Source organism: Geminocystis herdmanii PCC 6308 (genome assembly GCF_000332235.1).
GTDB lineage: Bacteria > Cyanobacteriota > Cyanobacteriia > Cyanobacteriales > Cyanobacteriaceae > Geminocystis > Geminocystis herdmanii.
In genome coordinates this window covers 2,759,703-2,772,629 of the sequence record NZ_CM001775.1, presented here as the reverse complement: position 1 = coordinate 2,772,629, position 12,927 = coordinate 2,759,703, and the positions used below count along the sequence as shown (strand labels likewise).

At 33.8% G+C, this 12,927-nt stretch carries 9 protein-coding genes; 2 read left to right on the top strand and 7 right to left on the bottom strand.

What is annotated here, in order from left to right:
* Positions 1-50: 50 nt before the first annotated feature.
* Positions 51-821: an ABC transporter ATP-binding protein gene (locus SYN6308_RS13800; RefSeq protein WP_017295041.1), complete on the top strand. Its 771-nt coding sequence runs from the start codon at positions 51-53 to the stop codon at positions 819-821.
* Between the two features lie 111 nt (positions 822-932).
* Here the strand turns inward: SYN6308_RS13800 and SYN6308_RS13795 are convergent, their stop codons facing one another.
* Both SYN6308_RS13795 and SYN6308_RS13785 read right to left on the bottom strand, forming a co-directional pair.
* Positions 933-3,635, bottom strand: coding sequence for a response regulator (locus SYN6308_RS13795; RefSeq protein WP_017295040.1), 2,703 nt, complete (start codon positions 3,633-3,635; stop codon positions 933-935).
* 260 nt (positions 3,636-3,895) lie between these two features.
* Complete coding sequence (locus tag SYN6308_RS13785) at positions 3,896-6,469, bottom strand: methyl-accepting chemotaxis protein (protein ID WP_237741218.1); 2,574 nt, start codon at positions 6,467-6,469, stop codon at positions 3,896-3,898.
* 411 nt (positions 6,470-6,880) lie between these two features.
* On the opposite strand from SYN6308_RS13785, the gene SYN6308_RS23455 reads away from it, so the two are divergent.
* Complete coding sequence (locus tag SYN6308_RS23455) at positions 6,881-7,573, top strand: GNAT family N-acetyltransferase (RefSeq protein ID WP_144051441.1); 693 nt, start codon at positions 6,881-6,883, stop codon at positions 7,571-7,573.
* An 86-nt stretch (positions 7,574-7,659) separates the two neighbouring features.
* Here the strand turns inward: SYN6308_RS23455 and SYN6308_RS22490 are convergent, their stop codons facing one another.
* The 5 genes from SYN6308_RS22490 to purM all read right to left on the bottom strand — a co-directional run bounded on the left by SYN6308_RS22490 (position 7,660) and on the right by purM (position 12,687).
* Complete coding sequence (locus tag SYN6308_RS22490) at positions 7,660-8,085, bottom strand: chemotaxis protein CheW (RefSeq protein ID WP_017295036.1); 426 nt, start codon at positions 8,083-8,085, stop codon at positions 7,660-7,662.
* Between the two features lie 114 nt (positions 8,086-8,199).
* Positions 8,200-8,562: a response regulator gene (locus SYN6308_RS13770; RefSeq protein WP_017295035.1), complete on the bottom strand. Its 363-nt coding sequence runs from the start codon at positions 8,560-8,562 to the stop codon at positions 8,200-8,202.
* A gap of 7 nt (positions 8,563-8,569) precedes the next feature.
* Positions 8,570-9,694: a response regulator gene (locus tag SYN6308_RS13765; protein WP_237741217.1), complete on the bottom strand. Its 1,125-nt coding sequence runs from the start codon at positions 9,692-9,694 to the stop codon at positions 8,570-8,572.
* Between the two features lie 663 nt (positions 9,695-10,357).
* Positions 10,358-11,560, bottom strand: a complete 1,203-nt coding sequence (locus SYN6308_RS13760) for a VWA domain-containing protein (protein WP_017295033.1) — start codon at positions 11,558-11,560, stop codon at positions 10,358-10,360.
* A 101-nt stretch (positions 11,561-11,661) separates the two neighbouring features.
* Positions 11,662-12,687 (bottom strand): phosphoribosylformylglycinamidine cyclo-ligase, encoded by a 1,026-nt coding sequence (gene purM, locus SYN6308_RS13755; RefSeq protein ID WP_017295032.1) that lies wholly within the window; start codon positions 12,685-12,687, stop codon positions 11,662-11,664.
* Positions 12,688-12,927 lie beyond the last annotated feature (240 nt).

Genomic DNA, 12,927 nt, shown 5'->3' with positions numbered 1-12,927 from the left:
ATTATTTTGTTGATTATATTTTACTTATATTTATTATTATAAAAATGACAATGAATCAAGAGGTTATTAGATTAGATAATGTATCTTTATGGCGTAGAACTCAAGAAGAATTTTCCTATGATTTGAAAAGAACGGTTATTTCTTTTTTACAAGGTAAATATACTAAACCAGCAAAAAAACAGATTTTAAAAGAACTTAATTTTGTAGTTTATCAAGGGGAAAAAATCGGAATTATCGGCTCAAATGGTGCTGGAAAATCGACTTTATTAAAGGTTATTTGTGGTATTTTAGAACCAACTAATGGCATGGTGAGAGTAAGGGGAAATATTGCACCATTAATTGAGTTGGGGGCGGGTTTTAACATGGAAATGTCGGTAAAAGATAATATTATTTTGTATGGGGTTTTATTGGGTTATTCCAAGGAAGAAATGAAGACTCGTACCCAAGAAATTCTCGAATTTGCAGAGTTAGAAGATTATGGAGAAATACCTGTTAAAGCACTATCTTCGGGGATGAAAGCGCGGTTAGGTTTTTCTGTAGCGACAGATGTTGAGCCTGATATTTTGATTCTTGATGAGGTTTTATCCGTAGGGGATGCCCGTTTTACGGTGAAATCTCGTCGCCGTATTGAAAATTTATGGGAGAACAGCAGTACTATTTTGTTTGTTTCTCACAGCTTGGAATATGTACAGGATTTGTGCGATCGAACTATTTGGCTAGATGGAGGTAGAATAGCTTATTATGGCGACACTAAAGAAGCGATTAAACTTTATTTAGACTCTGTCGGAGTAAAAGAGTATATTCGTCCTCCCTCAATGTAATTAGGCGTTACTGAAAAAGTATTTTGGTGAAGGTAGGAGATGAGGAGATTAGGAGTTAAAATTTATGAGTTTTTAATTCTCCATTCTCAATTTTCCATTCTCCATTCCCTATCATCGAATTAATTGTTCGATCGAATCTATAATATTAAGAGGATTAAAAGGCTTAGTCATATAACCATTCGCACCCAAATTGAAGGCTTTTTGACGGTGTAAATCATTATCCCGTGAGGTAAGAATGATAATCGGAAGGTGTTGCCAATTTTGCGATGCCCTTATCATTTGTAAGAACTTGTAACCGTCCACTCCCGGCATCTCCAAATCACAGATAGCAATATTAAATGAAAGGCTGGTAGTTTGTAGAGTATTCCATGCCTCTTTCCCATCACGACACTGGGTGACATTATAACCAACCTGACTTAAAACACGGTTTAAACTGCGTCTAACAGTAACAGAATCATCGATTACCATGACAGAGATTTTTTCTTTGGGGGTATTTATATTTATTTTCTGATTTTGTTTAGTTGTCAGGAGGGGAGTAAGATAATCAGGAATAAGAATTGGTACAAAATTACCATTCCCTAACACCGTGCCTCCACCAATATAGGGAGGAATAACAACAGTATCATCAAAACTTTTAGCAACGAGGGGTTTTTCTTCTACAATGGCATCTACTCTCATGATAATTTTTTCCCCTGCTATGTTTAATAATAAACCGATATAACCTTGGGATATATCCATAGAAACATTAACATTATAAGGCAAGATTTGACATAAGTTATAAACAGGAATTTTTTTCCCCTCCCATAGCATTTTATCATTGTCAATATTTTGATTAGATAAAGATATAATTTTTAAGACATTTTCTGAGGGGATAGCAATAATTTGTTGAGAGAATTTTACTAATAAAAGAGAGATAACATTTAATCCTAAAGGAATTTTTAGTTTAAATTTTGTACCCTTACCAAAATTAGTATTAACTTGAATTGTACCCCTTAACTTTTCAATTTCTGCTTTGACAATATCCATGCCCATTCCTCTCCCTGATAAGTCAGTTACTTGAGAATTTGTCGAAAATCCGGGCGAAAAAATTATCTTTAAAATTTCTTCTTGGGTTAAGTCATTTAAAGAGATATTACTAGGGAATAAACCTAAAGAGGAGGCTTTTTTATATATCTTATTTATATCGATACCTCCCCCATCATCTTCGATGGTTAAAATCACACTATTTCCTTCGATTTTAGCAGTTAATTTAATCGTTGCTGGTAATGTTTTACCTTGTTTTTCTCTTGTTTTAGTAGATTCTATACCATGATCAAAAGCATTTCTGATAAGATGATTAAAAGGTGTCCTCAAAATCTCAATAATATTTTGATCTATTAATATATCTTTTCCTTCAATAATTAATTGTACTGATTTTTGATAACTTTGACTAAGTTTTTCTAAGGGTTTAATAAAACTTCCCGCTAAACTAATAAACGGCACAAGACGCACTTTTCTTAATTCTTGATCTAAAATATTTAAAGACTTTTGCATCTCGATTAAGGTTTCCTGAAATTCTCGATTAACTAAGTTAAAATCTTCCCTTACTTCCTGCACTTGAATAATTAATTCTGTGAGATTTTGTAAAGCAATATGAACTTGATTATATTCATCAAATTCGAGAGAATCAAATTCTTTTGAGTTTTTTTTACTCTCTTGTGAGTTAATATTTAAGAGGTTAGTTTGAGTAATGGTTAATTGATCATACATTGATTCAATTTTTTCTTTGACTGGTGCTAAAGATTTTGTTTTTTTCTTGAGGTTTATTCCAGCTTGGGTTAATTGATTTTCATATAGTTTTAAACTCTCATAATTAGTTAAAAGTTGTCCAACTATATTGCTTAAGTTGGTAATTTTGTCAAGGGAAATTCTTATATTACGACTATTAGTAGAAGATGGTTTTATTTCTTGTGTCTCTACCTTAGAGGTATTTATTTTCTTAGCTTCTATTTTCTTCTTATCCCGATTTTCTTCGGGGATTTCTTTTTTAAAATAACTAGAAAAAACTGGTGTTTTATTCCCTTCTAAAAATTGTTTTTGATGACTTTCGATTTCTTCGATCGAGCTTCTGGTAAAATGTTCGATCGAGTCTTGATTATTTTGCTGTAAATTACGAATAACTGTCGTAAGTTGCACTAACCAATCACAGTTTAAAGCCTGACCTAATAACTGACATTCTTCGAGTAAAATATTGAGACTATTAGTAATATTATCATCAGTAGCTAAAGAGGGATTATCAAGAGTTTCTTTCACCCTATCAATACAAGCAGATAAATCTTGAGTTAAAGCCATAGTGATAAAACTATCATCAGCAAAACCAATATCAATGATTTCATCGTGAGGATTTAAGTTAGCTAAAAACTCATCTAAAATTCCCATTAACTCATCACTATTATCATCAGAAATTGAGCCAGTCTTTTCCAGATTAACTAAATTTTCTAAATCATCAATAGCTAAAGTTAATAACTGAAAAGTTGTCTCAAAATCGCTAATTCTATCCTGCTGTAAAGCCTCAAAAATATCCTCTACTTTATGGGCTAACTTACTAACTACGGGCATTTCTGCCATTCCAGCCCCTCCTTTAATAGAGTGGGCAGCCCTACCTAATTCTTTATATAAAAAAGTTATTTTATCAGATTTTTTACTTACTTGAAAAGACTGCTTTAAGTCATCAATACCCTTAGTTAAAGTTTCTAAATATTCGGGGGCATCTTCTTCTAAAAAACAGATTCTGGCTTCTTCAGCAATAGCGGCTAAACTGACGGCATCTAACATAATGAATAGTTGATAGTGAATAGTGAAAGAAAGAGGGGGAGGAGGGGGAAGAGGGGGGAAGAGGGGGGAGGAGGGGGGAGAGGGGGGAGGAGGGGAAGAGGGGGGAAGAGGGGGAGGAGGGGGAGAGGGGGAGGAGGGGAAGAGGGGAAGGAGTTAATTCCTATTGGTGATTTTTTGGTGGAGGGTGGGTTTAATATATTAAATCCCTACATTATTCTTAATTCTTAATTCTTAATTCTTAATTCTTAATTCTTAATTCCTTATTGGCTGACTTGGAAACGGGAGGCGGATTTCTGCATCTCCATGGCAACGGTTACTAATTCCTGCAATGACTGAGAAACAGTGTTAGATTCTTCGGCAATTTCTTTGGTGACAACGGCAACTTCTTCCATTTTTTTATTCACTTTCTGAGAGATTAATTTTTGATTGATAGTACTTTCTGAAATTGACTGTAAAAGTGTGTCTATTTCGTTACTAATTCCTGATAATTTTTGCAGGGTTTCTTTGGTATTTTGCACTAATTTAGTTCCTGCAACTACTTGAGTAGTGCTTTGCTCCATCATTGTCATCATATCTCCTGTTTCTTCTTGAATTGCCTCGACTAATTGCTCAATTTCTTGGGTAGAAAATGTAACTTGTTCTGCTAGTCTTCGTACCTCGTCAGCTACGACTCGGAAGCCTTGCCCGTTTTCTCCTGCGCGCGCGGCTTCGATGGAGGCGTTAAAGGCTAAAAGGTTGGTTTTTTCGGAGATTCCTGAGATAATATGGACGATTTTGGAGATTTCTTGGGAAGAATCGGCTAATCTTTTCGCTTTTTTGGCGGTATCGGCTACGGTATGGCGAATTTGATAAATGTTGTTAACAGTTTCGTTGATAATTCCTTCTCCTTCTTGGGCGGTAAAACGAGATTTACTGGCAATGACGGCAGCATTTTGCGCGGATTCGCTGATTTGTTCGATCGAACTGGTGATGTCTTGGACAGAAGCTGTGATAATCTGAATAGAGTTGTCTTGCTTGTAGGAATTTTGGGCAAGGTGATTAACGGATTCACGGTTACTGACGGCGGTTTGGTTGAGTTGGTTGGTGGAGATAACCACTTGTTTGACTAATCCTTCTAAACTTCTCATGGTAGCATTAAACGCATCGGCGATCGAACCTACCTCCCCAGATACCACTTCCGCTTGAATACTTAAATTCCCCTTACTGGCTTTTTCAATATCTAATAACAGATTAATTACATTTTCTTGGAGATTTTCCCGTTGTTGTCGTTGAATTTGGGCTTCTTTCTCCCTTTCTTGGGCAATTTCTTCCATTTCCTTAGTATAGGTATCAATTTGTATTGCCATTTCATTGAAAGTTTGAGCTAATTTTCCCACTTCATCTTGAGATGTAACTTTAGCTCGTACATTTCGATCGCCCTTACCAATTTTTTCGGCGGATATTTGCAATTTTTCGATAGGTTGAGTAAGAATTTTACTGAAATAACTAGCTAAAATTAAAGCGACAATAAGACTGAAAAAACCGACAATAATTTGATAAGTAAGACTGCGATTAAAAATTTGTTGTAAGGTAATTTCAGGAGTGCCTCGCACCAAAAAAGCAATATTTTCTCCTTCAAAATCTGGCAAAGGTTTAATCGCTATAGTATGCCATTGATTTTCTATCAACATTCTTCCTGTGATGATGTCATTATTACCTTTTTTTATTTCTTCTAAGATAGTGGTATCAGGTAAGGGAATATTAGTGATAAATTCTTCACTATTGACTGGTTGAAAAATAGAAGTAACCAGATGAAAAGTTTTATCTTTAAACATATAAATAGCCGTATAACCGCCTCCCATAGCCGAGAGAATATCTTGGAATAAAAGACTATTATCATTAACTAATTCTCCTGCCATTAATACCCCTATCATTTGTTGTGATTGAAAATCATTAACAGGAGTTAAACTCAAATTCATTAAGACATTTTCTCCCTCAACTTTTTCGGCAAAACTAGGATTTTCAGCAATGATTTCTTTTTGAGGAATAATCACATTAGTTTCTAATACTTCCCTTGACTTAATGACTCTACTAACTAAGTTTTCGAGAATAAAACTTTGTCCAAATCTGTCTTGATTAGCATTAACAATTATGCGTCCATTTAAGCCGACTAAGGTAGCGTATTCAATACCCCTTGCATCAATTTCATTTTTTAAAATTCCCCTAACTATATTTTTCAAATCAGGCTCAATTTTCCCCTCATTTTTATAACTATTTGCCGTTTCAACTATGCCAATATTATCGGCTTTGCCCCTAAATCCTGATGTAATATTTTCTAGGTTAGCATTATAGTCGATCGAGGTAATATTTAACTCAGAAATTGCTCTTTTTTCTAATTGAGTTTTACCTAAATTATTAGTAATAACTCGCCCGGCAATAACCACCCCAACCGTAGAAACTAGACTAGCAATTAACAAAGCAATAAACTGTTTATAAGCAATAGGTAAATCTTTAAATTGTTGCCATAAATTAATAGTTTGAATAAGGTTAAGTTTTACCTCATTTTGGCTTAACTCTTTCTCCTCTACTTCTTCCGATAGTAAATATTTTTTAGTAATTTCTTCAATGGCTTTATTCGCAGTATCGGTAAAAACTTTATCGGTATCTTGAGCAATAATAGATTGATAAACTTCGATGGCTTCATGGTAGAATTTTTCTTGTTCTAATGCCGTAGCTAAACTCAATTTTGCTGTCAAATCTTGAGGGTTAGCAGTGACATTATTTTGCAAAAATTTAATCTCATCGGAGAAATTAGAGTTAAGGATTTTTTGCTGTAATTGATTCATTGTAGTCATGGTTTTAGGTGTATAAATTAGGATATTAAAACAGACAGAAGGAGGGAGGGGAGAGAGGAAAGAGGGGGAAGAGGGGGAGATTGATAACAATAGCAACAGTATTTCTGAGTTCGATTGTGAAGTACCTAGCGAGTCACAACAGTATTTCTGAGTTCGATCGTGAAGTACCCAGCGAGTCACAGCAGTATTTCTGAGTTCGATCGTGAAGTACCTAGCGAGTCACAACAGTATTTCTGAGTTCGATCGTGCAGTACCTAGCGAGTCACAGCAGTATTTCTAATTTCGATTGTGAAGTACCTAGCGAGTCACAGCAGTATTTCTGAGTTCGATCGTGAAGTACCTAGCGAGTCACAGCAGTATTTCTGAGTTCGATTGTGAAGTACCTAGCGAGTCACAACTATAGTTTAAGATATGGTTTATTATATTAAGGAGGCAAATTATGGCAAAATAAAATCATCTTTATCAATCCTTTTTTATATGAGAGAATATAGTTTAGTAGAAGATATAAATAGTGAGGATTTCGATCGAGCTATGGTAATATATCGATCGAGCTTTCCTGAAAATGAGCGTTTACCAGAAGTAAAATTAGCAGAAAAAATCACTAATCAAGAGTTTAAATTATTGGTAAGTTATGAAGAATCGAAAGTAAGTTTTATGGCAATTTTATGCCCTTTAAAAGAAATAAACTTTAGCTTATTAGGATATATAGCAGTAGCAGAAAACTTGAGAGGTAAAGGCATAGGAGAAGACTTTTTAAAATATTTAGGAAAAGAGTTAAAAGAAAAAGATGAATTTTTGTTATTAGAAGTAGAAAATCCAGAGGTTGGAGACAATCGAGAAATTAAACAAAGACGAATCAACTTTTATCAACGATTGGGTGGACAAATTTTAGATAAAGTAAGATTTTTATTACCTAATTTATGGAATGAAATACCTCCTGAAATGGTATTAATGATTTATCCTTCCTATCATCAAAATTATGTAAAAGGAGAGTTAATTAAAAATTTAATTAACAGAGTTTATGAGCAATTTTATGAAGAATATAACCATCCGAATATCAAACTATTATGTCAAAATATTCCTGATATAGTTAACCTTATTTAATACTCCTTAATTACTTTTGCGTCCTTGTTTCTTTGCGTCTTTGCGCCTTTGCGTGATTTTTTCTTCAAGATTAAGCTAAAGGAAAATTAACTATTAAGACTATTTTGGATATTAGTTAAATTAAGAATAGGGATATTTTGACTATCAGGAATAATATCTTGATAATAATTAGAATTAATCGTTTTATCAGTGAGAGATTTATCAAAATCAGAAAAAGCCTTAATTTCTCCTAGTTTTTGTACGACTAAGCCTAAATTATTATGCCTAATTTTTGTCAGCAAAATAGTGAGGGTATTTAGAGACAAATTTGGTAAAGATTGATGAAATAAGAGATTAGATAATTCTAATATCCAAAGAAAATTACCTCGATGATTAGTTACTCCTAATAAACTATAATTAACTCCCGGAATCGGGCAAATATCGCTATAGTTAATATTCATCACCTCCTGCACTTGATTTAAAGGAATTGCGACTTTTTTTCTGTCAATTAACTCAACAATAAAGTAATCCATAATCTTAACTCAGTAAAGGAATATAAAGATAATAATGAAGGTAGATAATAGGGAATAGGGAATAGTCAAACTTTTGCCTTTTGCCTATCCTCATCAATAAATACAGCAATTTGCCTATAAATAACTTTTGACAGTATTGATTAAATCCGTAGGAGAATAAGGTTTAGTTAAATAAGCATTTCCTCCTTGTCTTAATGCCCAAAATTTGTCAAAATCTTCATCTTTAGTGGAGACAAAAATTATCGGCACAATTTTATAATTCATTGCTTTGCGAATATGACGACACACATCTAAACCACTCATATCTGGCATGACAATATCCATTAAGATTAAGTCTGGTTGCCCATTTTCTTCTAGCCACTGTAAGGCGGATTCGCCGTTATCCCTTAAGGTAACTTCTACTCCCATTGTTTGTAATAAGCCATTAACTAGCTTTTGTTGAGATTTTGAATCATCTACTACTAATATTTTTTTCATGGTTATTTTATGCCTCTTTTTGAATGTTGTCGTTGATGCTTTGGATTAATTCTTGGGGATTGAAGGGTTTACAAATATAACCAACGGCGCCAATCATTTTCGCTTTGACTCGATCGAGCACCCCGTCTCTACCTGTTAACATAAGAATAGGAATATCTTTGAGTAGCTCTGACTGACGCATCATATAAGCCAATTTATAACCGTCAATGTCGGGCATATTAATATCCATGAGAATCAAATCTGGTTTTTGACGAACAAACATACTCATTGCTTTGGCAGGTTCAGTAATACCTACAACTTCAAAACCTCCAGCGATTAAAGTCATTTTGACGATGCGTTGTATGGCTTGGCTATCATCGATACAGGCAATCAAGGGTTTTTCAATCGTGTCGGTGTTGTTATCTTCAGGAGGCTTAACGTTTATCAGATTTAAGTTTACTAAAGGTTGAAAAAGCATCCCTAAATCTAAAACGGTTTCTCCTGAATAAGCTCCGATTTCGTATAAGCTACAGTGATCATCTAAATAGGGTTTTAATTTTTCTAACCGTTGCCATTGAGGCAAATCATCGGCAAAATAAGAGGAAAGGGAATGCCAATCGATGTTATGAAAACGCACAAAAGGAGAACTAATGTTTCCCCTAATTTGCGCCCATCCCCGAATCTGACTTTTTTCCGACTCTACTAGGGATTTAGCGCTTTTGTTGAGAATAAGAGGATTTAATCCTACTATTTTCTCATATTTTACCCTCGCTCTTGGTAAAGCTAAACAACAAATTAGTGCCTCTTGAGTCAGATAAAATAAAATTTCTCTTACTTCATGGGAGTCTAAATGTTTATCTTGCCACTGTTTATAAATAAATTGATAATCGTCTTCTAATTCTTGAGGAATATAAAGGTTATATTGTTTAAAATTTTGAGATAAAAGATAGTTAAGTCTTTCTCTTTTTCTCGATATACTGGTGGCGAAATGAATTTTTCCTTTCCCTAAATATATTATCCATTGTATATCTCGATCGAGAGGATCTTGTACAATTAATTTACCTGATATTTTTTTTACTAATAAACCTTGTAAAACCTTATGAGGTATTGCAACTACTTGTTTATCAACATCAAGTACAGTATTTTTTGTCATGGTGATATTCATAATATTTATACATATTTAAAATAATAGTTACGGTAATCAATCAAAGATTAACCTTCTCTCAATGAGTCTCTTTTGCTCCCAGTTAATCTTTCTTTAACCTTGTCTTAATAAAATCTTAAATAACCAAGAATTTATCTATTTTAAACATAGCAAAATTATTATTTTTTAGTTCGATCGATGTATTCTTAAACACCATAAATAATAAAAATATATTTTGTTTTTGTAGTGATAATTAATATAATAATATTTTTATGATGTTCGATCGATCTCACCTGAGTGAACTATAAAATTATTGGTGCTGTAAAGGTTGCGGAAAGGGTATCGGAAAGGGTTAAAGAATTAACAAAAAATATATCCTAATTGATTTTTTTATCTTCAATTCTTTGATCGAATTATATAATCTTCTGAAAATTACACCTGCAACCTACAACCTGAAATCTGCTCTTATCAAACATTCTTGCATCGAACTTATGTAGTGTCGAGTAGTTCACGCTATTAAGTACTCATGCAAAATAGATTGTGAATTTTAAAATTAATTAAAATAACTTACATCTTTGTTGTCTCTTGCCTTTTGCCTTTTGCCTTTCATAAAGTAAACATACAATTAATTTTGCCTACTCACTTAGCTTTGAGATTGCTTGGTGATTAAGTTTACCGTTGAATTTGAAAGCCTTTTGCTTCTAACTGCTTATATAAACTATCAATCATCAATCGATCGAGAGTTACTGTCGTATCACCTTTAGGAGTATTTTTAGCAAGATAATCTAATCTTTTTTGCGCAAGTTCAGCAATTTTTGCCTTAATTTCCTCTCTTTTGAGCGTCATTTGATCTACAAATTTTCGTATTTCAGGAGCGCTTAAAGAACGTAAATTTTCAGGTAAAGTAGTTTTGTCCACCGTGTTTAAGTCCACATTATTTTCTGTAACGCCATCCACTAAATCCCAACTAGAATTACGATAATTACTTGTTGCTTTAGCTTCACTTCTCCTTAATCCAGCAGAAGGATTAGGGCTAGAAAAAGCATTCATATCTTGTGCTTGTTGCCGTTCTAAACTCACAATTCCTTGACTACCATAGGGGATATAAGTATCATTAAGTTCTTGATTTAATCGAGCAATTTCAGCATCATAAGGAGTAGGAATTACTACCACTTTTTCATCTTGATTCAAATTAAAAAAATTACCTTGCCCTTGATTTGCTCCCATTGCCCAAAGATTGCTTTCTATATTTTCCGCTTCTCCACAGTAAATAGTATTAACAATTATGCCTTTTTGACTAGCTAAATTAACGGCTTTTTTCCAATCCACAGTACCTTGATCAAAAGGTTCATTTCCTGCAATAAAAATAACTCGAAAATCTTGAGAATTATCACTCCATTTTAATTCATTAACTGCCGAATTAATTACCCATCCTGCGTATTCTTGCCCTCCATTAGTTTGAATACTAAATAAATTTTCTGATACTTGATCTAAATCTGTAGAAAGGTCATTTAACATTCTATTAAAGCCTTCGGCTGATGGTAAACTGTTATTGCCATAGTGATAAAGAGACACTTCAAAAACTGGAGTTTTACCATTTTTTGTGACTTTAGAAACTGCATTAATTACTGACCAAATTTGAGTACGAGTTTGTTCAATTAAACCATCCATACTATTACTAGAATCTAGTAAAATTGCTACTTGAATTTTTGGTTGATTATCAGTAACATTATTTCTAATTTGTGCAATATTTTCTGATGGTTTATCTATAATAATTTCGCTATTTTTAATATTAGCTTTGGCATAAATATTATTAGCTATTACAAAACTAAAATAAGCCCCTAATGTGATGAATAAAATATTAAATTTTTTCATGATTTCAATTCCTCTTAGAGAATTTTTGATAACTTAAAAATACAGGTATCTTGCCTGTTCTACGGTGATAAAATTATAGTAGGCTGGGTATTGCCCAACATTTATTGCCTAAAAACGATCGAATTTTCTCCTTCTATCACTCGACCGATGGAACTTGTTTCTATATTATAGTTATGAAAATGATCTTTGACTGTGGTAACGTCATCTTCTGACACAATTACCACAAAACCGACTCCCATATTAAAAGTATTCAACATCGCCTCTTGATCAACATTACCCGTTTTCGCTAACCATTGGAAAATCGGCGGAATAGTCCAACTATCTAATTTTAACTCGATCGAGCGGTTTTGAGGTAAACAACGGGGTAAATTTTCGGGAATGCCTCCCCCCGTGATGTGTGCCATTGCCTTAATTTCTAAACCCGATTGCAACGCCGATAACACGGGTTTGACATAAAGACGAGTGGGAGTTAAACAAATCTCCCCTAAAGTTTCTCCCCCCAATTCTTTGGGTTTATCGTGCCAACTAAAACCATTACTTTCAATAATTTTGCGCACCAGAGAAAAGCCATTACTATGAATACCACTACTAGAAAGTGCGATCGCCACATCTCCGATCTTAACTTTACTACCATCGAGAATTTTACTTTTTTCCACAATGCCCACACAAAAACCTGCTAAATCATACTCTCCTACCTGATAAAACCCCGGCATTTCTGCGGTTTCACCCCCTAACAATGCACAACCGCTTTCTTTACATCCTGAAACGATACCATTGATAACTTCTGCTAATTGATTGCTGTCTAATTTGCCTGTCGCTAAATAATCCAGAAAAAATAAAGGCTCGGCGCCACTGGTTAAAATATCATTTACACACATTGCCACTAAATCAACCCCTACAGTATCGTGACGATTTAATTCATGGGCAATCTTTAACTTAGTGCCGACTCCATCCGTACCTGAAATTAATACAGGCTGTTGATAACCTTCAGGAATTTCAAAACAACCACCAAAGCCACCTAATCCACCTAAAACCCCTTTTCTATAAGTACTTGCCACATTATCGGTGATTTTTTTGACAAACTCTCTACCTGCTTCAACGTCAACTCCTGCCTGTTTATAATCCATATTTTGATAAGTCTCTTTGATAATTTTTTACTATCGATCGAATTGTCTTTGATGAACTGATCAAATTTTCTTATAGGATTTTTTCCTGTAAAATTGATAGCTTCGTTACAAATCATATCATCTTTATCTGCTTTTTTCATCTCCTAAAATCCCTAGCTTACCCTTGTTTTGAGGGGAATAGATTTTTAGTCATTAATAGGTTTTTTCATCAATCTCTCCCCTGATAACCCTAGTATATAG

Bases quoted from the DNA above. Each gene is read 5' to 3' on its own strand.
- purM (WP_017295032.1), bottom strand. From the start codon at position 12,687: ATGGATTATAAACAGGCAGGAGTTGACGTTGAAGCAGGTAGAGAGTTT.
- SYN6308_RS13785 (WP_237741218.1), bottom strand. From the start codon at position 6,469: ATGACTACAATGAATCAATTACAGCAAAAAATCCTTAACTCTAATTTC.
- SYN6308_RS13770 (WP_017295035.1), bottom strand. From the start codon at position 8,562: ATGAAAAAAATATTAGTAGTAGATGATTCAAAATCTCAACAAAAGCTA.
- SYN6308_RS13795 (WP_017295040.1), bottom strand. From the start codon at position 3,635: ATGTTAGATGCCGTCAGTTTAGCCGCTATTGCTGAAGAAGCCAGAATC.
- SYN6308_RS13760 (WP_017295033.1), bottom strand. From the start codon at position 11,560: ATGAAAAAATTTAATATTTTATTCATCACATTAGGGGCTTATTTTAGT.
- SYN6308_RS13800 (WP_017295041.1), top strand. From the start codon at position 51: ATGAATCAAGAGGTTATTAGATTAGATAATGTATCTTTATGGCGTAGA.
- SYN6308_RS23455 (WP_144051441.1), top strand. From the start codon at position 6,881: ATGGTTTATTATATTAAGGAGGCAAATTATGGCAAAATAAAATCATCT.
- SYN6308_RS13765 (WP_237741217.1), bottom strand. From the start codon at position 9,694: ATGACAAAAAATACTGTACTTGATGTTGATAAACAAGTAGTTGCAATA.
- SYN6308_RS22490 (WP_017295036.1), bottom strand. From the start codon at position 8,085: ATGGATTACTTTATTGTTGAGTTAATTGACAGAAAAAAAGTCGCAATT.